Source organism: Acidisoma silvae (assembly GCF_020618775.1).
In the GTDB taxonomy this organism is placed as follows: domain Bacteria; phylum Pseudomonadota; class Alphaproteobacteria; order Acetobacterales; family Acetobacteraceae; genus Acidisoma; species Acidisoma silvae.
Genome location: NZ_JAESVB010000008.1, coordinates 154978 through 179822, shown reverse-complemented (window position 1 = coordinate 179822; position 24845 = coordinate 154978). Strand labels below are relative to the sequence as shown.

Here is a 24845-nt window from a genome sequence, read left to right as displayed (position 1 = left end):
CCAGAACCACCGGAGCCGCCGCCTGTGCCACCCGTTCCCCCGGTGCCACCCGTTCCACCAGTCCCACCCGTTCCGCCAGTACCACCCGTTCCACCGGTACCGCCCGTTCCACCAGTCCCACCGGTGCCACCAGTCCCGCCACCCATACCACCACCGCCTGTGCCGCCACCACCCGGTCCCTCAACGACCACGCCTTCGATCATCAAGTAATGCGGCGACAGCACAAAGCTGCTGCCGGAACCGTTGCTGCTGTCCCCATCAAACTCGATAGTTTCCGAAAATGTTCCGACGCTGCCCGTGTTCAGCCTGACCGAGAGGAAATCTTCCGCGTCGCCCGCCACCAAGCCGGAGAAGTTGGAGAAGCCATTGATGGTAAAGGCCGCTTCATTCGTGAACTGGTAGGTTCCGGACAGGCTGTCCCCCGGCACCGCATTGTCGTTCAGAAGCGCCAGTTCGATCGTCGTTGGGCTGTCACCCTGGTCGACCGTGCCAAAATCGACAATCTGCGTGGAGCTGGTGCCAGGCAGCGCGACACCCGCTTGGGTGAAGACGGGGTCGGCCGGTTCGTTGACCGTCACGCCGATATGCGCCGGCGCCGCCGCATTGCCGAAACTGTCCTTGGCATTGACCGTGATGGTGTCGCTCACCCCGGTGCCGTCAATATCCGTGAGCGACGCGAGGTCCGTGTTCACAGCGGCCAGCGTGCCAGTGATGGTCAGGGCCGATGTGCCCGATCCGGCAACGCCGCTGCCGCTGGCGGACAAAAGCCCGGTCGTGTCCAACACCGTGACCGTGAAGGTCTCACCGGTGGTGGCATGACCTTCCGAGAGACTGACACCCACGATCGGGCTCGCCCGGCCCTGTTCAACGGTAACGGCAGCCGGAACGGCAATAACCGGATCATCGGTCACCGATACGGCGATTGACGCCGCCGGGGCCGCATTGCTGAGACTGTCTTTTGCGGTGATCACGATGATGTCGGACGGCGTGGTGCTGTCGGTGTCGCCAAGCGTCGCGAGGCCGGCATTGACCTGGGCCAACGAGCCCGTGAGCGTCAGCGCAGTCGTGCCCGATCCGGAGACACCCGTGCCGGAAGCCGATAGCAGTCCCTTCTGGTCCGACACCGTCACGGTATAGGTTTCGCCGGCAACAGCGCCGACTTCCGAAAGGCTGACAGCAGGCACGGCCCCTGCTTGCCCCACGCCGAGGATGAGGGTGCTGGGTGCGGCGATCTGCGGAGGCGCCGCTACGGCCACCGCAACCGTCACATCGGCCGCAGCATTGCCGAGGCTATCCGTCGCTGCCAGCGTAATCGTATCAGACGGACGGGTCGGATCGGTATCGCTCAGCGTGGCCAGAGCGGCATTCACCGCCGCAAGCGAGCCGGAAATGGTGAGAGACGTGGTGCCCGCGCCGGATACGCCACTGCCGCTGGCAGACAAAAGCCCATGCGTGTCGGACGCAGTGACCGTGAAGGTCTCGCCCGAGGCAGCGCCAGGCTCCGACAGGCTGACGCCGGTGATCGATCCTGACGCGCCCTGCCCCAGGCTGACGGAGGCTGGCGCCGTGATCACCGGATTGCTGGCGACCGTGACGGGAATCGTGACCGTCGTCGTCACATTGCCGAAGGCGTCCTTCGCCGTCAGCTGCAGCTTGTCCGCGCCGGGCGTCCCATCGGTATCGACCAGGGAGGCGAGGCTCGCATCCACCTGGGACAGCGACCCGGTGAGGGTGAGCGTGGTAGTATTGTTGCCCGTCACGCCGGTCCCGGAGGCCGACAGTAATCCGAACTGATCCGATATGACCGCCGTAAAGATTTCCCCTGTCGTATCACCGGACTCGCCAATATGGGCGAAGACGGCTTCCGGCTTGTTCTGCTGTAGCGTGAGGGATGATGGATAGCTGTCGAAGCTCGGCACGCCGTTCACCGTAACGCCGACGCTGCGGGCGCCGGCGGCATTGCCGAATGCATCATTGGCCGTGAGGGCGATCGTATCGGCCAGCTGCGTGCTGTCCGTATCCGTCAGCGTCGACAGGGCCGCATTGACCTGGGCAAGCGTGCCGGTGATGGCGAGGCTCGCGGTACCGGCGCCGGACACGCCGCTACCGGTCGCCGATAGCTTGCCGTTATTGTCCGACGCGGTGACGGTAAAGATCTCGCTGGCAGAGGCACCGCTTTCCGACAGGCTTACGCCGGAAACGGCACTCGGCTGGTTGACGCCAACAGCCAATGTGGTGGGCGCGGCAATGACCGGATTATTAGCCACGGTAATGGCCGTGGACTTGGCGGCGGCGGTATTGCCGAAGGAATCCGACGCCGTGATCGAAAGCGTATCGGCTGCGGGATTGCTGTCAGTATCGGTCAGCGTGGCAAGGTCAGCGTTGACCTGCGCCAGACTGCCCTGGATTGTCAGGCTCGTACCGCTGAAATTCACGCTCGCGCCCGTGGCCGCCAGAATACCGTTGGTATCGGAAACCGTAACGGTAAAAGTCTCGCCGGCGCGCGCGCCCGTTTCGGCCAGACTGACCCCCGAAAGCGCGCTCGCCTTGGACGAACCGACGACAGCGGTCGCGGGCGCGGTGATGACAGGCGTCAGTGTCGGGTTGACGGTGACGGAGGTGGTCTGCGGGCCGGCCGAATTGCCGAGGCTGTCCTGGACCGTGACGGAAATCACATCCGCCGCCGTGCCCGCCTCGTTCAGGGTCAATGTTGATAAATCACTATCCACTTGGGCCAAAGACCCAGTGAACGTGACACTGTTGCTGCCAGACCCCGCTACGCCGGTGCCGGTGGCCGACAGCACGCCACCTGTATCCACCACCGTGGCGGTGAAGGTCTCACCACTGGTATTGCCGCTTTCCGATACGCTGAGGGAGATGGGCGTAGCGACACCCTGATGGACAGTGATCGCGCTGAATTGCGCGACCACGGGTGGCCCGTTCACTGTGACGGCGACAGCTTTGCTGCCCGCTGTATTGCCAAAGCTGTCCGACGCCGTGACGATGATGCTATCGGCCTGTATCGTGCCGTCGGTATCGGTCACCGAGGCCAGGGCAGCGTTCACCTGGGCGAGCGAGCCCGCGATGGTCATGGCCGATGAACCCGCGCCGGAAACTCCCGTTCCGGTCGCAGCCAGCGCGCCGTTATTGTCGGACAGCGTAACGGTGAAGGTCTCTCCGCCCGTCGCCCCGCTTTCGGCAAGGCTGAGACCGGACACCGGCGTGGCCTGACCCTTGCCGATCGCAACGGTCGCGGGCGCGGTGATGACCGGCCCATTCGCCACGCTGACAGCGATGCTGGCTGGCACGGCGGTTCCGCCAATACTGTCGGTCGCATTGACCGTGATGGTGTCGGCGGTCGCAGTGGCGTCGCTATCCGTCAGCGTCGCCAGAGCGGCATTGACCTGGGCAAGCGAGCCCGAGATTTGCAGCGCCGTGCTGCCATTGCCGCTCACGCCTGTGCCGGTCGCCGACAAAGCGCCGTTCGTATCGGACAGCGTGACGGTGAAGGTCTGTCCCGCTGACGCATTGGCTTCCGCGATCGAAACGCCATGGATCACGGTCGGCTTGCTGAGGCCGACGGAGGCCGAAGCAGGCACGGTGATCTGAGGAACGTTCGTGATCAGAACGCCGATATCGGCAGCGACAGCGGTGCCGCCTTTGCTGTCGGACGCGTTGAGCACGATGGTGTCGGACGTGCCGCTGCCCTCGGTCGTGGTGAGGGTGGCCAAGTCGGCATTCACCTGAGCAAGCGAGCCTGTAATGGTCAGCGCTGTGGACCCGGCACCGGTCACGCCCGTTCCGGTCGCGCTCAGCAATCCTGTCGTGTCGGTCAGTTTGACCGTGAAGGTCTCGCCGGCTGTGTTGCCCGATTCCGCGATGGCCACCCCGGCAATGGCGCCAGACTTGCCTTGCAGCACATGGGCGGTCGCGGGTGCCGCAATCGTCGGCGGCCCGTTACCCCCAGACGCCCCCAGCAGATATTCGATGCCGAAGCCGCTGGACGCGGTCGTGCTGATGAGATCGAAACTGACGGTGACGGCAAGATTGGCGGCCTGCGTCACCGCGCCGAGGTCGACCGCCTGATTGGTGAAATAGGTGTTGGCGGTCGCCAGTGAGGTGAAGCTTTGGCTGACAACCGTGCTCCCCTGCACCGCGATGGTAAAAGCCAGGGACGAGAAGCCACTGCCGAGCGCGCTCGTCGCCAGTAGTCCGGCATAGAGATCGCCGGTCAGGCCGGTGGAATTGACCGTATAGGTGATCGCATTCTTGAATTCCTGTGACCCGGTGCCGCCCGCCACGTAAGTGCCGCTCTGCCAGCCCGCGGCGATCGTGACCGCCTGGGCGGTGCCGAAAACGGCCTGCACGCTGCTATCCGCCGCATCGGCCAAGTTCACGAAGCTGGCGCTCGGCAAGCCCGTTGCCGACGCATAGGAGCCGATCGATGCATTATTGAGCGAGAAGGTAGTACCCGAGATATCGACATTGGCCTGCGCCGAATCCGTGCCAGCGGTCGAGACCTGCGCCGATGACGACAATGCCCGGATCAGTCCCGTGCCGCTTGTCGTCGCATTGGCCTGCGTGAGGCCGCTGCTGCCGGTGCTTTGGCTCGCGGCAGATGCCAATTGTCCGGCGGCGGTAACGGCGGTGGCATTCGCCGATGCCGCGCCTGTCGTCCCGCCGGTTCCTGCCGTGGCGGTCGCGGCGGCATTCGCGGTGCCAGCACTGCCCAGACCCGTCGCTGTCGCCTGCGCGGCCGCAACCGCCGCGCCCCCGGCGCTCGTCGTGGCGCCACTGCTCAGTCCGGCGCCACCCGTAGCAGTTGATATTGCATCGACGCCGTTCGCGCCGGTCAGCGTCAATGCGGTAGTCGCGGCGCCGCCCGCGCCACCCGCACCGACAGTGCTTTGTCCGGAGCTGCCACCCGACGCACTGGTCCGGCCATAGAGCGAACTGGCCTGGACCGTATTGGTCGTATCGTCAAATGTCAGGTTGGACTTGGCCGCGCCGCCGGCGCCGTCAGCGGCGCTACTATACCCTCCCAATCCACCAGCAGCGGTCTGGAACAGGCTGAGAGACCCGCCATTGGTCGAGCCTGTGGCGGCATTGGTCAAGGTGCTGGCGGCCCCCGCACCACCGGCCGCACCGCTATAGCCACGGCCACCTGCCCCGCCGGTCTGGCTGACCCTCGCACTGGCATTAAAGCCGCTAGCCGTGGCCGTACTCTTGCTGGCGATGCCGCCCACGCCGCCGGCCTTGCCCGCGCCCGAGCCGCTGCCGCCGGAACCGCCGATTGCAGTGGCTGAGGCCGTGGCCGTGCCACCCGTTGCGGCTGTGCTGGTCGCGGTCGCGTAGGTTCCGGTTGCCGTGCCGCCGGCGCCGCCGTTGCCCGTCGTGCCGTAATTGATTCCGCCATTGCCGCCAACGCCGCCCCGCGTCGTCACGCCGGCATAGGTCGAAGCGCTGGCGGTCGTCGTGCTCGTGCTTGCGACTGTCCCCGTGGCAGAGCCGCCAGCCGCCGCATTCGCGGTACCCATGGCATTGCCACCGGACCCACCGCTGGCATAGGCGCGGCCAGTGACCACGCCGGCCCCCGTGAGGACAAGGGCTGTATTGCCCGTGCCGGCCTTGCCCGGCGTCGCCCCCGCACCGCCTGCGCCGCCATTGGCGGTGCTTGACCCGGAGAGAGACGCTGCCGCCGTGCTATTGGCCGTCAGGTCATTGACGGTCAGGTTCGAGACGGCGGACCCGCCTGCCCCGCCGGCGCTCGTTGAACTGGCATAGCCGCCATTGCCGCCGCTGGCAGTCTGGGTCAGGCTCAGCACCCCGCCCGTGGTGGATCCGCTCACCGCATTGGTCAGCGTGCTGTCCGCACCCGCACCGCCGGCGGCACCGCTTTGCCCACGCCCCCCGGAACCGCCGCTTTGCGTCACGGTGGCATAGGCGGAATGACCGGAAGCGGTCGCAGTGCCGCTTGCCACCGCCCCGGCACCGCCGACCTGACCGGTGCCGGATCCGCCGCCGCCATTACCGCCCATCACAGCGACAGTCGCCTGCGCCGCCTGGCTGGTCGAGCTTGTTTTGGCCGAAGCCTGGGCCGTTGCCGTCCCGCCGGCACCCCCATTGGTCGCGCCGGCACCGCCGCTCCCGCCACGGGCATAGGTCGTGCCGGTGACGGCATTGGCACCGGTGAGTGCTACGGCTGTGGTCGCATTGGCACCGGCCACTCCCGCGCCGACATTGCTTTGACCGCCATTCCCGGCCGTAGCGGCACTCCGGCCGTACAGGCTGCTGGCATGGGTCGCGTAAGTGGTGTCGTCAAAGCTCAGGTTAGAGACGGCGGTCCCGCCCGCGCCGCCCGTCGTGGCGCCATAACCGCCCGACCCGCCATTGGCGGTCTGGCTCAAGTGCAAATTGCCGCCGGTGGTGGTAGCCGTGGCGGCATTGGTCACAGTACTGGCGGCACCTGCGCCGCCGGCCGCGCCATTATATCCTCGGCCACCTGATCCGCCCGTCTGGCTGACGGTCGCGGTTGCATTGAAGCCGGTCGCTGTCGCGGCGATCTTGCCGACGGTGCCGCCCGCGCCCCCGGTCTTGCCGGACCCAGCCCCGCCGCCGCCGATCCCACCGGACGCGCTTGCGGTCGCGCTGGCCGTACCGCCTGTCGCCTTGGCGCTGGTCGCCGTCGCATAAGTCCCGCTGGCGGCGCCACCGGCCCCGCCATTATTCGTGCTGCTGTAATATCGACCACTGCCACCGGCGCCACCATGCGTGACCGCATTGGCATAGGTCGAAAAACTGCCGGTCGTCGTGCTCGTGCTGGCGACCGTGGCGGTCGCGTTGCCGCCGGCTGCACCATCGGCCGTGCCAGTACCGCTGCCCCCTGCGCCGCCGCTGGCATAGCTGTGGCCGTTGACCGTTGCCGCGCCTGTGAGCGTGACAGAGCCAGCGCCGGTGCCAGCCTTGCCGGGCGTCGTGCCGTTGCCCCCGGCTCCGCCATTGGCGCTGGCCGCCCCGTACAGGTTCGACGCAGTCGTGGTATTGGCCGTTGTGTCATTGAAGGTCAGGTTCGAGACAGCATTTCCGCCCGCACCGCCGGCCCCCGCCGTATTGCCATAGCCGCCATTGCCGCCATCGGCGGTCTGGGACAGGGTGAGCGATCCTCCGGTACTGGATCCGCTCACCGCGTTCGTCAGCGTGCTGTCCGCGCCGGCGCCCCCAGCGGCACCGCTTTGGCCGCGACCGCCGGCCCCACCCCTTTGCGTCAGGCTGGCATAGGCTGAATGGCCCGTCGCGACGGCTGTGCCACTCGCGCTGCCGCCCGCGCCTGCGGTCTGTCCCGTGCCGGATCCGCCGCCGCCGTTGCCACCCAGCACAGTGACGGTAGTTCGCGCTGTCTGGCTGGTGGACGTCGTTGTGGCAGACCCACTGGCTGTTGCCGTTCCGCCGGCGCCGCCATTGGTCGCGCCGGCACCACCGCTGCCACCACGGGCATAGGCCGATCCGTTAACCGCATTGGCGCCAGTCAGCGCAACCGTCGACGCCGCCGCGACACCGGCGCCACCAGCCCCGATATGGCTTTGACCCTCCGCACCGGCACTGGCCGCGCTGGCACCGGTCAGCGACGTGGCATGGGTTGCGCTGGTGGTGTCGTCAAAGGTCAAGTGAGACGTGGCAATGCCGCCAGCTCCACCGGTCGTGGCCCCATAGCCGCCCGCCCCGCCAGTGGCGGTCTGGGACAGGTTCAGGCTGCCCCCGGCCGTCGAGCCGGTCACCGCATTGGTCAAGGTGCTGGCGGCGCCTGCACCGCCGGCCGCGCCGCTATAACCCCGCCCACCTGACCCGCCTGTCTGGTTGACCGTTGCACTGGCATTGAAGCCGGTGGCGGTGGCGGCGGTTTTACTGGCGACGGCGCCCGCACCGCCGACCATGCCGGTTCCCACGCCGCCGCCGCCGGAGCCACCCGTCGCCGCCGCGCTGGCATTGGCGGTGCCGCCGGTCGCTTTGAGGCTGGTCGCAGTCGCATAGGTTCCGGTCGCAGTGCCGCCGGCCCCGCCATTGCCCGTGCTGCCACCGCTGCCGCCGGACCCGCCGCGCGTGGTCGCGCGCGCATAGGCCGAGGCACTGCCCGTCGTCGTGCTTGTGCTTGCGACCGTGCTGGCGGCCATCCCACCGGCGGCTCCGGTCGCGGCGCCGACCCCGTTGCCGCCAGCCCCGCCGCTGGCATAGCCATGGCCGTTGACCGCGCTGGCCCCCGTTATGGCGAGGACTGCGCTAGCCGTGCCGGCCTTGCCGGGCGTCCCACCGGCGCCACCCGCACCGCCATTGGCCGTGCTTGCCCCGTAGAACGAGGCAGCCGTCGTATCACTGAAGGTCAGATCGGAAACCGCAGAGCCGCCAGCCCCACCCGTGCTTGTTGCACCGGCATAGCCGCCGGTGCCGCCATTGGCCGTCTGCGTCAGGTCAAGCGTCCCACCCGAGGTGGATCCGCTCACCGCATTGCTCAGGCTGCTGTCCGCACCGGCACCGCCGGCAGCGCCATTATCGCCGCGGCCGCCGGACCCGGCTGTTTGCGTCAAGGTGACATAGGCGGAGTGCCCAGTCGCAGAGGCCGTGCCGCTGGCCACTCCGCCCGCGCCTCCGGCATGGCCGGCGCCTGATCCGCCGCCACCGGCGCCACCGACCACATTGACGGTACTCTGCGCGGCCTGGGTCGTCGACGTCGTCTTGGTCGTGCCACTGGCCGTTGCCGTTCCGCCGGCGCCGCCATTGGTCGAACCGCTGCCACCGTTGCCACCTCGGGCATAAGTCACACCCGTGACGGCATTGGCACCGGTCAGGGCAATTGCCGCCGTCGCCGCGCCACCGGCCGACCCGGCCCCGATGTGGCTCTGTCCGCTATTTCCGCCATCGGCAGCGCTGCTGCCATACAGAAAACTGGCATGCGTGGCATTGGCGGTATCGTCGAAGGTCAGATTGGAACTAGCCGTTCCGCCAGCCCCGCCAGTTGCATCGCCGTAGCCGCCAGACCCGCCAGTGGCGGTCTGAAACAAACGGAGGCTGCCACCCGTGGTCGACCCTGTGACGGCATTGGTCAATGCGCTGGCCGCACCTGCGCCGCCGGCCGCGCTATTATAGCCTCGGCCACCTGAGCCGCCGGATTGCGAGACCCTTACGGTGGCGCTGAATCCCGTCCCGGTCGCGCTGCTGCCACTCGCGCTACCCCCCGCTCCGCCCGTCTGGCCGGCGCCAGAGCCCGCGCCACCAGCACCGCCGGTCGCATTCGCGGTGCTATATAAGGAACTGTTCGCGCCCGTGGCATTGCCCGTCGCCGTCGCGGTCGCGGTACCGCCGACCCCAGCCTGCGCTCCGGCACCTGCATTGGCCGTGCCGGAGTTTCCAGGCGTGCCTGAACTGCCGCCGGTGCCGCCATTGGCCGTCGCCGACACGTTAAGGCTGCCAGCAAGGGTCGCGACCGTCGACGCAGACGCCGCTCCACCCTGGCCGCCGGCACCGGCAGCGCCGCCGGTACCAGCACCGCTGCCGCCATTGCCGCCTGCGCCGCCGACACCGCCCGTTGCCTCCGTCGAATCCGACGTATCGGTCGCGTTGCCAGTATTTGTCAGCGTTTCTGCGCCGCCGGGCTGGCCGACTTTTCCTGCTTCGCCAGCGGTCGTCCCGCTGGCGCCCGCACCACCTGGCGAACCTGTCTGATTGACATCCAAGGCGTTCGCTCCCGAGAGGAGTTGCGGGCTTACATTTTGTTAGGTGACGGATGGATCCGTTCCGCTTTCAGAACACGTAACGGACCGTTACGAGCATGTAAAACGAAATGTTGATGCGATGACCCGCCTAAAATCATCGTCCTATCTCAATGAAATGAATGCGGCTGAGAAAGGCTAAGACTGCCCGGCAGCGCTGGTGCAATGAAAACGGTGCCTCAACAGCAGTCAGTCATCTGTCATATTTCTCATTCATGCTGGGCGGCCGGTCATTTTTCCAATAAGCCCATTGTATTTACGGTTTTTTCTCGCCAGCCATCGCTGGCCTCGCATGAATGCGAAAACCATTTGGCATCGAATCCGTCAGGATTGCCCTTCGATGTTCCGATCTGATGCAGACATTGCCATCAAGACGCAGCGCGGCGCTGGGATTACGCCTTAAAGGTGATAGCGGGTTTAGCCGGCGAGCCGGATTATTGAAACGCCGCGAGAATTGGCATCCGGCAAGCGCCAGAAGGCGTCATTCTCAAAACGTGCGAATAGCCCGGGCGGCAAGACGGTCTCACGATCAACCCATTCCACGCGCCGCCGAACGGTATGTAACCCGCGCGTGCCCAGAGCAGTGTCGAAATCCTCGGCGTCATATTCGACAGTTTCGAAGTCATGCTCGAACGGTGCCTCGCCCAGCATCTCGTAAAGCAGCCGCATTGTGTCGGCCGGCGCCTGGGTAAGAGCGCTGTATTCCACCAGGATCAACCTCGATGCCTGCTCGCTGTAATAAGCCTCACGCAAAGCATCCAGTGCAAAACCCACGAGTCCATCACTGGCCGCAAGACGATTGACACGCGTATAGACGGTACCCACAGCCTCAAAACCGAACATGCCCGAAAGTTCAAAGGCATTCCGGCGAATCAGGCGTTCGACCGAGTCCATGATCCAGGCAATGTCACGAACACAACATATAAAACGTGCCTCTGGAAATAGCTGCACCAGCGCTGGCAGTTTCGTACACCACAGCCGGTTGGTATCGAATATCAGCTTCGTCTGGTGCAGATCGCCATAAAAATTGGAAAACAGGCCCCGCAGCACGGCACGGCGCTGCTCTTCTGTAATGAAAACAGCCGTTTCATTACGCCGGCTCATGGCGCTTTCCATCGCCGTGTAGATCGAGCCGACAGGGCTGGTCATGCCGGCATGATAACGCGGATTCTGCCGCAAAATCCCCGCCAGCAATGTGCTGCCTGAGCGTGGCAAGCCGGAAATAAAATGAATGCCGTTGTCCATCGCTCGGTCTTTGCATAATGTCAGCGAATACTAGGTCACCGCCACATTATGCCGCAATCCAATCTGCCCGAGCAGAGGGCGGAACGACAGGCGCAGTTCCCCCCTCGTGCCTGTGGCGGCGCTATCAGCCTTGATACTGATCGTCAGTCACATGGTCCATCCACGCGACCGGTGAGCCATTGAGGCTTTCCTGGATCGCGATATGGCTCATGGCTGTCTCGGGGCCCGCACCGTGCCAATGCTTCTCTCCCGCCGGAAAAAAGACGACGTCACCGGGACGGATTTCTTTGATCGGGCCGCCTTCCCGCTGCGCGCGGCCGCAGCCGACCGTCACAATCAGGGTCTGACCGAAGGGATGCGTGTGCCAGGCCGTCCGCGCACCGGGCTCGAAGGTGACAAGCGCCCCACTCGTCCGTCCCGGCTCCGGCACGGTAAAAAGGCGATCAATCCGGACGGTCCCGGTAAACCAGTCGGCAGGGCCTTTGGCTGAGGGCGTTGAGCCCGCTCGTACGATATCCATGATCCTGCTCCGTTATTGGCATGGTCGATGACATTCCAAATCCTTGCTGTATTGCGCAGATCCGGAACGCCTCAGCCATGGCATATAAAAGCATCGGAGCGAAGTTTTTAGGCTGTATTATCCACTTAAACTTATAAGCTGCACCACTTAATGGCCCATATAAAAGGGTGCCGGAATTTCCCGGGATCAAGGCAGAATGGCGACCGCACGCGTCCATCCGGCGGAAGCAGCCCGTATCTTTACCGGAAAGCAGGAGACCATGAAGCCGTCATTTGGGAGCTGCTCCAGATTGTGGAGCTTCTCAATCTGGCAATAGCCCGCCTCTCTTCCGGCCTTGTGTCCTTCCCAGATCAGCGAAGCGTCCCCCGTTTCCTCGAAGCGCCGTGCCGTATGGATGAAAGGGGCGTCCCAACTCCATCCATCCGTTCCGACGACCTTTATCCCTTGCCTCACAAGATGAAGGGTTGCCGCACGGCCGAAGCCGCATCCGCTGTGCACGTAGTCGTCCTGCCCATAGCGCCTGCCGGCGCGCGTATTCATCAGAACAATCTCCAGGGGCTGAAGAACATGCCCTATCCGCGCAAGTTCCACGTCAATGTCGGCGGGCTGCACCAGATAGCCATCCGGGAAAGTGCGGAAGTCGAGCTTGACGCCAGGCTGATAAAACCATTCCAGCGGCAATTCATCGATTTTTGCCGCCTCCTGCCCATTATCCATGGTCGGATGATAGTGCCACGGCGCATCCACATGCGTTCCGTTATGGGTTGAAATATGAAGGGTCTCGACCGCCCAGCCCTTGCCGTCCGGCAGATCGCGCGGTTGCAGACCCGGAAAAAAAGACGTGATCGTGCCGACCGTCTCATCATGCCCATGATAGGTCACCGAAACCTTCTGCGTCGGCGGGTCGGCCAGAACGTCATTCTCGATCGGTATGGAAATATCGATGATCGTTCGTGGCATTGTGCGCTCTTTTTATAGTCGCCCTTATCTTGGACGATGACTTTCGCCTAGGGAAGCATTTTAGGGTTTTTGGGTTATACGCCGCCAATACTCGTCCGCGCGCTTTTCAAATGTCGCGGCGTCGCGGGCGTCACTCTGATAGAAGCTGCCGGAGCTGACGTTCGGCGCATAGTCCTGATCAACCCATCCTCGCGGATCGTCATGCGGAAACTGGTATCCGACATGCCCCAACTTGCTCGCGCCACTGTAATGTGCGTCGCGAAGATAAAGGGGAACCGCTGCCGGTGGCTGCTTGGTGACGAAGTCCAGGGCCAATGAAATTCCGCGGCAGGCGGAATTCGATTTGGGCGCGCGCGCGACATGCAAAGCGGCATGGGCCAGGATGATCCTCGCTTCCGGGTAGCCGATTTTTTCGACGGCCTGCGAGGCGGCAACTGCCGTTTGCAGCGCCGTGTTATCGGCCAGACCGACGTCTTCCGACGCATGGATCATGATGCGTCTGGCGATATAGCGCGGATCTTCGCCGCCATGGATCAGACGCGCCAGCCAATAGAGCGTGGCATCCGGGTCCGACCCGCGCATTGATTTCACAAATGCGGAAACGACGTCATAATGGGCGTCGCCCGACCGATCATGATTGACGGGCGCCGCCGCATAGGCCTCGTCGATCATCGCATCCGTGATCTGGGCTGACTGACCGGCGGGATGACCCAAGGCAAGGCTTTCCAAGGTCGTCAGCGCGCGCCGGGCATCACCACCGGACCGGCCCGCAATGCGGCGAATTTTCTCGGCTGCGATTTCGACATCGATCCCGCTTGCCGACAAATGGTCGATACCCCGCTGAACAACCCGCGTCATATCGTCCAGAGAAAGAGGCTCGAGTTTGAGAATGGTTGACCGCGATACCAAAGCCGGCGTCAGCACATGATAGGGATTGCCCGTCGTCGCGCCTATGAAATCAACGACACCATCTTCGCAAAGTGCCAGAAGATCGTCCGCCTGGGTCGCGGAAAATCTCTGTACCTCGTCGACAAAGATAATCGTCGGACGCATCTTTGCTTCGTCGGCAAGCTTTCGCAGATCCGCGACCCCTGCGCGGGTTGCATTGAGCGGCCTGAAGGACTTGCCCAGCATCGTGCCGATAGCCCTGGCGATGGACGTCTTGCCGAGGCCGGGCGGCCCATACAGGATGATGCTTCCCAAACGGCCAGCCGCGATGCGCCGCCTCAGGATCGATCCTTGCCCGACGATCGCATCCTGGCCGATGATCTCATCGAGAGTCCTGGGACGCAATTGTACCGCGAGAGGCGGCGCGCCCGCCGGCGTGATTGACTCAAATAATTCGGCCATGGGAGCGACGCCGCGATGTTTAGTCTGAAGAATGACGCCTTCAGAGCTAGCAAGCCTGGGCCATTTTTGCAATCTGGCCGAAGCATTGGCAGGTTTTGGCAGGTTAAAAACTCACCCGGGATCGACTGAAACCAGACCGCCGGCATCGTTCTATTCCGCGCGGATTACCTTTGCACCCTTGCTCGCCATGAGCCGGCATTGCGCCACGTCCGCGCCTGCATCCGTGATCAAGGTCCAGGGACGGTCCAAAGTCGCCCAGAATGGCTGGCTGGCCCGGCCCAGCTTGCTACTGTCCGCTAGAACGACGATCTCGTTTGCCTGTTCCATCATCAGGGATTTCAGAGCCGCCTGCTCTGCCGAGGCTTCGCACAGACCACGCCCGGCCAAAACACCATCTGCGCTGATAAAGCAACGATCCGCCGTGACCTGCCGCAAAGCCTGTTCGGCCATCGAACCACAGGTCGCCATGCTGATCGCGCGTACGGCCCCGCCCAAGACCATGACCTCAATCTTGGGCTTGGCTGCCAGTACGGGCACCATGGGCATGTTATTCGTGATGATGAGATGGCGCGTTTCGCCCAAAACCTGCCCGAAGGCACCAACCGTCGACCCGCCATCCAAAATCAAGCGCTCGCCGTCTCGCAGCACAGCCAGCGCCGCTGTCGCGATGGCCGCTTTTGCCGCGCGATTGATCATGCGTCGCGCGACAAGGCTGGTTTCAATGTCCTGGACAAAGGCCGGCCCCAGCAATGCCCCGCCATAGGTACGCGTCACCCCATGCTGGGCCGAAAGCGCCTGCAGATCGCGACGGATGGTGGAGGCGGAGACGCCGAACTGGACTGCCAATTGGTCGACATCGGCCTGCCCCCGGGCCACTTCGGCAAGAATAGCCTCACGCCGGCTTCGGCTGCGCCGCATCGCCCGTCAGTGCCGCTTAGGGGCGAGGTCCACCGCCTGCCGCAGCGCCTCGATCATTGATCCTTCATCGGCCAATCCCTTGCCCGCGATATCGAAGGCCGTGCCGTGGTCCACCGAAGTGCGCACGACCGGCAGGCCGATCGTGACATTCACGCCCGATTCAAGCCCCAGAACCTTGATCGGGCCATGGCCCTGGTCGTGATACATGGCGACGACAAGATCATAATCTCCGCGCGCCGCAAGGTAGAACAAGGTATCGGCCGGCAAAGGCCCGACAACCTTCCAGCCTTTCGCCTGGCAGGCGAGCACGGCCGGGATAATCTTGTCAGCCTCCTCACCCTGGCCGAACAGTCCATTTTCACCGGCATGCGGATTGATACCGCAAACGCCGATACGCGGATCGGCAATTCCGGCTTTCACCATGGTGGCATGGCCGCGTGCGATGGTACGCTCCACCAGACCGGGCTCTATCATGCGGATCGCGTCGATCAGGCCGATATGGGTGGTGACATGGATCACGCGCAGCTTGGGCGATACCAGCATCATCGACACTTCCGGCGTCTGCGTCAGCGCCGCCAGCAATTCGGTATGGCCAGGGTATTTGTGGCCTGCGGCATGCAGCGCTTCCTTGCTGAGCGGCGCGGTGCAGATGGCATCGGCCTCTCCGGCCTCCACCAATCGCGTCGCCCGCTCGATATAGCGATAGGCGCCCTCGCCCGAGATGGCGGACAGTTTTCCGAAGGGATGGCCGGCCGGGATAAGGCCAAGGTCGATGCAATCGACCGCGCCGGGCGCGTAGCGCGCCGCAGCCGGAGATGCGAGCGCGGTCACTGCCAAATGGCTATGGACAATCGCACCGGCCTCCCGCAGCCGCACCGCATCACCGATCACCAAAGGCCGGCAGATCGCGGTCACTTCGGGGCGCGCCAGCGCCTTCATGATGACTTCCGGGCCGACGCCGGACGCGTCCCCCATGGTGATCGCCACGATAGGCCGGGTCTCAGCTGAACCGCTCATAATCCGTTCTCCCATGCTCTTAGCCGGCGCAGATGCAAAAGACACCGATGCAGGGTGCCGGCATCGCCGAAAGCCCCCGCCTTGGTGATAACCGGGATCGTCAAAGCCCCACGCGTCAGGCCAAGCGGAACCCCGGGCTCGATCTCGTCACTGAGCCGGATACCGGTCACCGACAGCGCATCCAGCAATGCCAACGCCGTCTCACCGCCGGTTGCGAACAGCGCCCCGATATGGGGGGCTGCCGGTCGCAGCATCTCTCCGAGCCGATGGGCAAGGTCCGCGCCTCGCGACAGGTCGGCGTCATCCTCCGGCGCGATCATCACCAGAACGTCCTGACCGGCCTGTAGGCCCGCGGCGATCCGCATAGCGGCCGACTGCCAGCCCGGATCATCACAACCCGCGCGCAAGCTTGTGGGCGCGATCTCGACCGGGACAACCGCCGGATCGGCCGCCAACACGGATGCCGCAACACGGGATGCCTCGGCTATGCTGCCCACGACGAACAGAATCCCGCCCGTGAGGTCGATGCGGTCGGGTATGGCCGTTCTGCTATCCGCGCGTGCCAGCGCGAGGGCCAGACCGCCCGATCCGGTCCAGAAGACCTGCCGCGCCTGCGGCAGAGTCGCTTGCGCGATGAGGTCCATATCCGCCGAGGTTTCGGCATCACAGACCAGGGCATCCAAACCGGTACCGATAGCGTCAGACAATTGCCGCGCCAGAGCACCGTCACGCAGCGCATCCAGACTGAGATGCATGACCGATAACCCAGCCGAAGGGAGAACCGAGACGAGGTTGGCGGTCGGATAGCTGTGATCCCGCGCCCAAAGCGCCGTGCTTCCCAAAGGCTGGCCGTGAAGATGGATGGCGCCGCCCTCCATGGTGCGGCCCGTTTCCGGGAAGGCTGGTGCCACGATGGCAAGGGCGCCCTGGCCCATGTCCCGCAGCAACCGGATGGTCGCCGCCAGTTCCGCCACAGGCTGGCCACGGAAGGTGGAGTCGATTTTTTTGAACAGGCGCAGCCCCGGCGCGTAATGGGCCTGGAGCAAGCTGCGGTGCCGCTCGGCGGCCGCCAAAGCGGTCAGGCGACGGCTATCAGCGTCGATCGCCTGCACGGGCTCAGGCCCTGCATTGACGCCCCAGCTGACGGCCGCAGGCCAGCCGTGCCTGACAAAGGCGATGGCGCTGTCGGCGGCACCGGTCAGGTCATCGGCCAGGATCAGCCAGGACGGTCTTGGGGTATCTGGTGGCACATCATTTCCCCGGCATCTGATGGACGATACCGATTATTTTGCGTAATTCGCGCAAAATTAGGGATTCAGCGCCGGCATAGCCAGTTAAATTTGCGCGCTTTACGCAAATTTTGCCTTGCTGCCGTTATGGCATGAGCTTCAAGGCATCCCTGAAAAAATCCGTCCCGCCGAAATTGCCTGATTTCAAAGCCATCAGCATATCCGGACCCTGACCCGAGAGCGCCCTCAGCACCGGCACGCCGGCTGCAATCTCCGGGCCGATGCGAAAGCCCGAAATACCCAGGCGATCGACAACGGCGCCCGAGGTTTCACCGCCAGCCACGATCAGACGGCGCGTGCCGGCCTGAACCAGCCCTTCGGCGATGGCGGCCAGCGCCTGCTCGATTTTATGCCCCGTGCTGCCGGCATCAGGCCGGCCGCGCAGGGCCGCTACCTGATCCGGCGCGGCGCTGCTGGCAATGAGCAGCGGACCAGCCCCCAGACGCGGCCTGGCCCAGGCCAGCGCTTCAGCCACTTGCCCCTCGCTGTCGGCCAGCAGCCGTTCCGCATCCAGGCGCAGAACCGGCCCCTGGCCGGCGAAGACATCAATCTGCGCGAGGGTCGCCGCCGAGCAACTGCCGGCGAGGATAGCCGCATGGCCTCCCATCGGTGCCTCGGTCTCAGCCGCCGGATCCGCCTTCGTCACCCGACCGCTTTCGATCAGGGCTGCGGCCAGACCAAGACCCAGGCCGGATGCACCGGTCGATACCGCATAGCCAAGTGCCACGGCGCCGATGGTCAGCAGATGACGGTCGAAGACCGCATCCACAATCGCCATGCCACAGCCTTCGGCCTGCACCTGCGCCAGCCTGGCCCGCAAGGCATCAACCCCGGCCTCCACCACCTGCAACGGCACAAGGCCGACACCCGTCGCTGTTTGACGCGACAGGACGCGCACAAGGTTGGCGTCATGCATCGGGTTCAGCGGATGGTCCTTCAGCGGGCTTTCATCCAGCGGCACCGACCAGACGAAGAGATTGCCCTGAAAAACGGTGCGGCCGGTCGCGGGAAAGGCCGGCGTCACCACCACCATCGGGCAAGCGCTGCTGGCCCGCAGCGCATCCGTCACCGGCCCGATATTGCCGGCGTCGGTGGAATCGAAGGTCGAGCAGATCTTGAACAGAACATGACCGGCCCCCTGTGCGCGCAGCCAGATCGCGGCTGCCTGAGAGGATGCAACCGCGTCCGCTGCCGGAATAGAACGGCTTTTCAGCGCGACGACCACGGCATCGACACCCGAGAGATCGAAGGCGGTTGCCGGCAGGCCGATGGTTTGCACCGTGCGCAATCCCTGGCGCGCGAGCGTATTCGCGAGGTCAGAGGCACCCGTATAGTCATCGGCGATACAGCCCAGAGCGAGGGTCATGCCAGGATGCCGCGATGGGGTTTGAACCAGCCCAGCCCGTCCACCGTATGGCCCGCCGGGCGATATTCGCATCCGACGAAGCCATCATAACCCAGGCGATCAAGCTCGGCCAAAAGGAAGGGATAATTGACTTCCTCGGCGTCCGGTTCGTGCCGTGACGGCACGCTCGCGATCTGAATATGTCCGATCATCGGCATCAGGCGCCGCAGCGCCATGGTCACGTCGCCATGCATGATCGCGCGATGATAGATGTCAAATTGCAGCCTGAGATTGGGCAAAGCGAGTTCTGTGATCAACGCTTCCGCGTAAGCGAAATCATTGAGGAAATAGCCCGGCATGTCGCGGCCATTGATGGGTTCCAGGACAAGGGTCCGACCGGCCTCGCCAACCCGCCCCGCCGTCCAGGCCACCGCCTCCCGATAGGCGGCGCGTGCCTTGGCATCATCCGCCGGCGCGATCCCGGCCATCAAATGCAGCCGGCGGCAGCCTGTCGCCTCGGCATAGATCAGCGCCGTCTCAACCCCCGCCTGCAATTCGCTTAAGCGCGACGGCAGCGCGGCCATGCCACGCTCGCCCTTGCCCCAGTCTCCGGGCGGAAGATTGAACAAAGCCTGGGTCAGCCCATGGCGCTGCAACTGCGCCGCTATCGCGTCAGCCGAATACTCATACGGAAACAGGAACTCGACCGCTGCAAAGCCCGCATCGGCGGCAGCCGCGAAGCGATCGAGAAACGACCATTCCGTAAACATCATCGAAAGATTGGCGGCGAATTTCGGCATGGGATGGCCTCCTGTCTATGCGTCGCCCGGCAGCGGCGTGCCGGTGACCTGCCCGTATAGCCGCGCGACCGAGGCATCGTCATCGCGCCCCATGCCGCTGGCAGCGGTCATCAAGAACATCTGCAAGGCGCTGCTCGCGATCGGCACCGGAAATTTCTCGGTTCGCGCCATATCCATGATGATCCCCAGATCCTTGGTGAAGATCTCCACAGCGCTGCGTGGCGCATAATCTCCATCCAGCACATGGGGAATCCGGTTCTCGAACATCCAGGAATTGCCTGCGGATGCGGTAATGACCTCATACACGCGACGAATATCCAGACCCTGCTTGGCGGCAAAGGTGATCGCCTCGCAGGCCGCAGCGATATGAACGCCGGCCAGAAGCTGATTGATCATCTTGAAGGCGGCGCCGGTGCCAGCGTCGGAACCCAGTTCATACAGCGTGGCCGCCATGGCATCCAGCGCGGGCCGCGCTTTGGCGAAAGCTGTCTCCGATCCCGAGGCCAGAATGGTCAAGGCACCATCCGCCGCGCGCTGCGCGCCACCGCTGATGGGTGCGTCGAGATAATGGCGGCCGGTCGCTTCCACCCTTGCCGCCAGACTGCGCGCGATATCGGGCGCCATGGTCGCCGAGGAGACGAAAACCGCATCAGCCGGCCAGGTTTCCGCACAGCCATCCGCGCCGAACAGCACGGCCTCGGTCTGCGCCGCATTGACGACGACCGAGATGACAATGACCGAACCCACGGCCGCTTCCGCAGGCGTGGCCGCCACGCGGCCGCCTTCAGCCAGAAACCGGTCTCGCCCAGCCGCGGAGACATCGCAGCCCACAACATCGAAACCCGCGCGTTTCAAGGATAGCGCCATGCCAAAACCCATGGAGCCAAGTCCGATGACGGTGATTTGCGGCTGCGCAGTGGAATTCATGAATCCGTCGTCCTTAGTGGAAGTCATACGAACGCAGCAGCATTAGCGCCGGCGACGCCCGAGGAAAAGAAAGGCCAGCGCCAAAAGAATGGCACCGAAGACGATCTCGCGCTCGCCTTGCGACACGTTCAGCGTGATGAGCATGGCCTCCAGCAGGATCACCGTCATCGCGCCGGCGATACTGCCACCATAGCCGCCCTCGCCCCCGGCAAGCCGGCTGCCGCCGATCACAACCGCCGCGACCGGCGGCAAAAGATAGTCATCGCCCATGCCGAGATAGGCTTGGGAGGAATAGCCGCTCAGCAGCAAGCCGACGAGCGCGGCCATGACACCACTGGTAATGAACACCGCCGCATAGGTACGCGCCAGCCTGACACCGGACAGCAGTGCCACGAGTTCGTTGCTGCCAAGCGCATAGACCGCTCTACCGAACGGGGTGAAGCGCAAGGCACCGATCACGATGATGGCGCAAACCGCCCAGAGCACGGCGGCCATGGGGATGTCACCCACCATGCCGAGCGCCAGGAATTTCGCCGCCGGCGGCACGACCGTGGTTGGTGCCGCCGCATTGGTGTAGATGAGGGTTATGCCCTGTAGCATCAGGTTGATGCTGAGCGTCCAGATCAAGGAATTGACGCGCAGTACATAGACGCCGAGCATATTCACAAGACCGACCGCGACACCGATGCCGATCGCCGCGCCAAAGGCGACCCATTCATGCGGATGGGCCGCATAGAGGTTGGTCGCGAACATGCCCGTCAGTGTAATCGTCCAGGGAATGGACAGATCGATATGGCCGATCAGGATGGCCAGCGTTTCGCCGATCGCGACGAGACCGATGAACGCCGCCTGGATCAATTGCAGCCGGATCGTATGCCAGGTCAGGAAGTCCGCACTGGCAATGACGCAAAGCGCATAGACCACCGCCAGGATCAGCCAGGGCAGCGCGGCCCGCTTGATGGACGCGGAAAGCCGTGGCCCGGCCCGGCCCGGCTGGGCCTCTGTCGCGGCGCTCATGACTGGCTCCTGCCCAGAAGGGTCATCCAACTTTGCGCTCTCAGCAAGCGAATACCGGCAAGGCCGAGGACGAGCATCAGAATCCCGCCTTCGATAAAGTCCTGCCAGAAAGCGGAGATGCCGACGATGCTCAAGACATTCAGGATAATCGACAGCAGAATGGCGCCCAGGATCGGGCCAAGCATGCCGCCCCGCCCGCCGGTCAGCGCGACACCCCCGAGTACGGCTGCCGCCAGCGAATTCAGCGTATAGACATTCCCGATGCTGGGATCGCCCGAGGTCGTCTCGGCGGCCAGGAACAGCCCGGCGATGGCCGCAAACAGGCCGGCAAGCATATAGGCGGCCATGCCGACCTTGCGAACCGGAATGCCCGAGGCGAAGGCGCTTTCAGGATTGTCGCCATAGGCCAGAATGAAGCGCCCAAGCCGGCTGCGAAACACCGGCAACCAGATCACAAGAACAGCAAGCAGCAGCAACAGCGCCGAAAACGGCAATAGGCCCCAATTGCCGGTCAGCAGATTGGCAAAGCTGTCCGGTATCGACCCGCCCGGTTGCGGACGCAGCGTCAGCGAAATACCGGCATAGACGAAGGATGTGCAGAAGGTTGCGATCAGCGGCGCGACGCGGCCATAGGCGACGACCAGACCATTGATGGCGCCTACCGCCAGACCGATCAGAAGTGACGCGACGACGACAAGAACAATACTTGTCGTGCTTCCACCCATGAAGGTTGCGGCAAAGCAATTGACCAGGCTGATTTCCGATCCGATCGACAAATCAAGCGCCCCGGTCATCAGAACGACGGTCTGCCCAAGCCCGGCGAGCGCCAGCGTCACGGACGCATTGGCCAAGCTGGCAATGCCGAAAGCGGACAAAACAGCCGGCTGATAGACGGCATAGACGATGACCACCGCAACAACCCCGATGGCGCAACATAGCGGGCCGATATGGTCCCCTAACCGTTCCCGGAATCTCCTCATGCCGCCACAGCTCCGGTATCCTGGAAGGACAGAGCCAGAATGGATTCCTCGCTGACCTCCGCACCGGAAACAGAACCGGCGATCTTGCCGCCGCGAAACACCAGAACGCGCGAACACAGGATCGGAAATTCGACCATATCCGTTGAATACAAAATGATGCCTTTACCTGCCGCCGCAAGGTCACGGATGGTTGCATAGATCGTCTCGCGCGCGCCGGCATCGACACCGCGAGTCGGATCGCAAAACAGATAGATGTCACGCTCGAAGGCCAGCCATTTGGCGGCGATGACTTTCTGCTGATTGCCGCCGCTGAGGCTGCCGAGCGGCGCATCGGCCGAAGCGCATTTGATCGCCAGGCGCTGAATAAGCTCGGCGACGATCGCAGTCTCCCGCCGCGCATTCAGGAACAGAAAACGGCGCAGCCGATCGAGAATGGTGACGGCGATATTATGCGCGATAGGCAGGAACATGAAGCCACCCATGTTCTTGCGGTCATCCGGAATAAAGGCCAATCCGGCTGCGATTGCCTGCAAGGGCCGCGAGGCGCGGCGGGCCTGCCCACGGATGATGACATCGCCACGCAATCCCCGACGGAAAAGACCGAATAGCGCGAAAAGCATGTCCTTCTGGCCCTGCCCTTCCAGGCCCGCCAACCCCAGCACTTCCCCTGGTCGCAAATCGAAGGAAACGCCGTTCAGCCGGCCATCGAGCCGCAGGTCGGCCACCTGTAGGATCGGCGGTGTCGTTTGCACGGCAGGCGGCGGGGGCGGCACCGCGTGCAATTGCTGCTGCGTCTCCCCCAGCATCAGTTCCAGCGCACGGTCGCGCGTAAAGCTTTGGCGCGGAAAGGCGCCAACCTTGCGCCCGCTGCGCAGGATCGTGACGCTATCGGCGATAGTTTCAATCTCTTCCATACGGTGTGAAATAAAAATGATCGCGCGGCCCTTGGCACGCAAGCCGCGCACCACGGACAGCAGGCGATGCACATCCGTCAGGCCGAGCGCGGATGTCGGTTCATCGAGAATAAGAACGCGCGGATCGAAGGATATCGCCTTCGCGATTTCCACCAATTGCCGCTGTGCGAGGGACAGCGTACCCAGCCTTGCATCCGCCGCGATATCCGGCACGCCGATTTCCGCCAATAGCGCCGTCGCTCGTCTTAGGCTGGTCTCTTCTTTTATATGGCCGAGACGACCCAATGCCTCCCGACCGATCAGAATATTCTGTGCCACCGTCAGACTGCCGAAGAGAGACAGTTCTTGGTGCACCGTCGCGACACCGGCCTCGAACGCCACGCGCGGCGATGTCAGGTGGCGCTCTGCACCGCCGATCGCGATGCTGCCGCTGTCGGGCGTTACATTACCCGACAGCATCTTCACCAGCGTACTTTTCCCGGCGCCGTTCGCACCCAGAAGCGCCAGCACCTCACCCGCAGCCAGACTGAGACTGACATCCTCCAGCGCAGTGATCCCACCATAGCGCTTGGTGAGACCCTCCGCCCGCAAAACGGCGTCCGGCATTTTGATTACTTCACAACTTCAGTGACGGGGATATGCACTTCGCATTGCGGAATGCTGATATTCGTCACGAAACTGCCCGGCAGCTTGGGAAAGAAATCCACATCCGGCTTCATCTCATCGGTCGTCAGCGCTGTCAGCGGCACATTCGCGCTCTGCGGCAAGGACTGGCCGGACAATGTCGCGATGGCCGCGCGGATCGCCACCGCCACCAAAGCCGGCGACTGGCCGATGACCATCGCCGGAATCTTGTTTTCCGTGGCCAGCATCATGAAGCCATTGTCGGACTCGCCCGTCATCGGCACCAGCGGCGCATGCACCTGCAAAATGGCCTGCAAAGCGCCGGTCGCTCCCTCGGTTCCCCAGACACCGCCGATATCATGATTGGTCGCAAGCGCATCCGCCGTCACCTTCTGGTTGGTGCCGACATCCCAGCCGCCATAGACCTCGACAAGCTTCAGATCGGGATGGTCCTTGAAAACCGACTTGGCGCCATCGACCTGATCATTGTCGACAGTGGCGCCGGCAAGGCCGCGCACCATCAGGATCGTTTTATTGGCGGGCACCTGCTTGACCAGGAACTGCGCCCATTGGCGGCCCATTTCCGTCTGGTCTTCATTGACATTGATGGCCTTCGTGGTGCCGACCGTATTGTCGAAAGCAACTACAACGATGCCTTGCTTCACCGCCTGATTGATCACGCTGTCCAGCCCGGTCGGTGACGCGGCATCCACGACGATGGCGTCATAGCCGGACAGGATCATGCTGCGGATCTGCGATATCTGCTGTGACACATCATTGCCGGAATTGAATATCTTGAAGCTGGCAATATGCGCAGCGACATCCGGCTGTTTGACATAGGCGCTGGCGATATTGAGCATTTCGGTGCGCCAGTTATTGCCGTAAAGCGAGTTGCTGAAGGCGATTTTATAGGGTCCGGTTTTGTGCTTCGCCGGCATCATCGGCGTATCGGCGCTTGCCTTGACAAAGCATTTTTCGAGGCTCGCCGGATCCGTCAGGCTCTGCGCATAAGCGGCACTGGCAGTCAAAAAACCGGCCGCCACCATCAGGGCACAGGCACTCAGGCCCAGAAGACCATTTCTGTTGGACATGTCTTTCCCCTGCGCCGTTCTTTTTTAACTGCCCCGAACCATCCGCGGCAGCCATGACAGCGCTGTCATTCAACACATGACAAACTC

At 63.8% G+C, this 24845-nt stretch carries 15 protein-coding genes; all 15 read right to left on the bottom strand.

All coding sequences use genetic code 11. The features are described from left to right. Positions 1–9725: beta strand repeat-containing protein (locus ASILVAE211_RS17125; protein WP_227322566.1), on the bottom strand; the 9725-nt coding region annotated here is incomplete at its 3' end. Positions 9726–10178: 453 nt separating this feature from the next. Further along, positions 10179–11006, bottom strand: coding sequence for a sulfotransferase family protein (locus ASILVAE211_RS17120; RefSeq protein ID WP_227322565.1), 828 nt, complete (start codon positions 11004–11006; stop codon positions 10179–10181). A gap of 124 nt (positions 11007–11130) precedes the next feature. Then, on the bottom strand, positions 11131–11526 hold the full coding sequence (locus ASILVAE211_RS17115; protein WP_227322564.1) for a (R)-mandelonitrile lyase: 396 nt from the start codon (positions 11524–11526) through the stop codon (positions 11131–11133). Positions 11527–11712: 186 nt separating this feature from the next. Beyond that, a complete protein-coding gene (locus ASILVAE211_RS17110; protein ID WP_227322563.1) occupies positions 11713–12486 on the bottom strand; it encodes a cyclase family protein in 774 nt (257 codons plus the stop codon). Between the two features lie 60 nt (positions 12487–12546). Further along, entirely contained in the window at positions 12547–13836 is a 1290-nt protein-coding gene (locus ASILVAE211_RS17105) for a replication-associated recombination protein A (RefSeq protein WP_227322562.1), read from the bottom strand. 150 nt (positions 13837–13986) lie between these two features. Continuing rightward, positions 13987–14754 (bottom strand): DeoR/GlpR family DNA-binding transcription regulator, encoded by a 768-nt coding sequence (locus ASILVAE211_RS17100; RefSeq protein WP_227322561.1) that lies wholly within the window; start codon positions 14752–14754, stop codon positions 13987–13989. A gap of 6 nt (positions 14755–14760) precedes the next feature. Beyond that, positions 14761–15771 (bottom strand): 4-hydroxythreonine-4-phosphate dehydrogenase PdxA, encoded by a 1011-nt coding sequence (gene pdxA / locus ASILVAE211_RS17095; protein WP_227322560.1) that lies wholly within the window; start codon positions 15769–15771, stop codon positions 14761–14763. Next, the gene (locus ASILVAE211_RS17090; RefSeq protein WP_227322559.1) at positions 15768–17021 is read right to left on the bottom strand and encodes a four-carbon acid sugar kinase family protein; all 1254 of its coding nucleotides are present in this window, start codon (positions 17019–17021) and stop codon (positions 15768–15770) included. Before ASILVAE211_RS17090 ends, pdxA begins: the two co-directional genes overlap by 4 nt. Before the next feature lie 124 nt (positions 17022–17145). Beyond that, on the bottom strand, positions 17146–18426 hold the full coding sequence (otnK, locus tag ASILVAE211_RS17085) for a 3-oxo-tetronate kinase (protein WP_227322558.1): 1281 nt from the start codon (positions 18424–18426) through the stop codon (positions 17146–17148). Next, a complete protein-coding gene (gene otnI, locus ASILVAE211_RS17080) occupies positions 18423–19205 on the bottom strand; it encodes a 2-oxo-tetronate isomerase (RefSeq protein WP_227322557.1) in 783 nt (260 codons plus the stop codon). The genes otnK and otnI overlap by 4 nt, the downstream gene beginning before the upstream one ends. 15 nt (positions 19206–19220) lie before the next feature. After that, positions 19221–20132 (bottom strand): L-threonate dehydrogenase, encoded by a 912-nt coding sequence (ltnD, locus tag ASILVAE211_RS17075; protein ID WP_227322556.1) that lies wholly within the window; start codon positions 20130–20132, stop codon positions 19221–19223. Between the two features lie 42 nt (positions 20133–20174). Beyond that, positions 20175–21149, bottom strand: a complete 975-nt coding sequence (locus tag ASILVAE211_RS17070; protein WP_227322555.1) for an ABC transporter permease — start codon at positions 21147–21149, stop codon at positions 20175–20177. Then, positions 21146–22129 carry an ABC transporter permease gene (locus tag ASILVAE211_RS17065; RefSeq protein WP_227322554.1) on the bottom strand — a complete coding sequence of 328 codons (984 nt, stop codon included), beginning with the start codon at positions 22127–22129 and terminating at the stop codon, positions 21146–21148. Before ASILVAE211_RS17065 ends, ASILVAE211_RS17070 begins: the two co-directional genes overlap by 4 nt. Further along, the gene (locus ASILVAE211_RS17060) at positions 22126–23649 is read right to left on the bottom strand and encodes a sugar ABC transporter ATP-binding protein (protein WP_227322553.1); all 1524 of its coding nucleotides are present in this window, start codon (positions 23647–23649) and stop codon (positions 22126–22128) included. The genes ASILVAE211_RS17065 and ASILVAE211_RS17060 overlap by 4 nt, the downstream gene beginning before the upstream one ends. Before the next feature lie 5 nt (positions 23650–23654). After that, complete coding sequence (locus tag ASILVAE211_RS17055) at positions 23655–24758, bottom strand: substrate-binding domain-containing protein (protein WP_227322552.1); 1104 nt, start codon at positions 24756–24758, stop codon at positions 23655–23657. Positions 24759–24845: the final 87 nt, after the last annotated feature.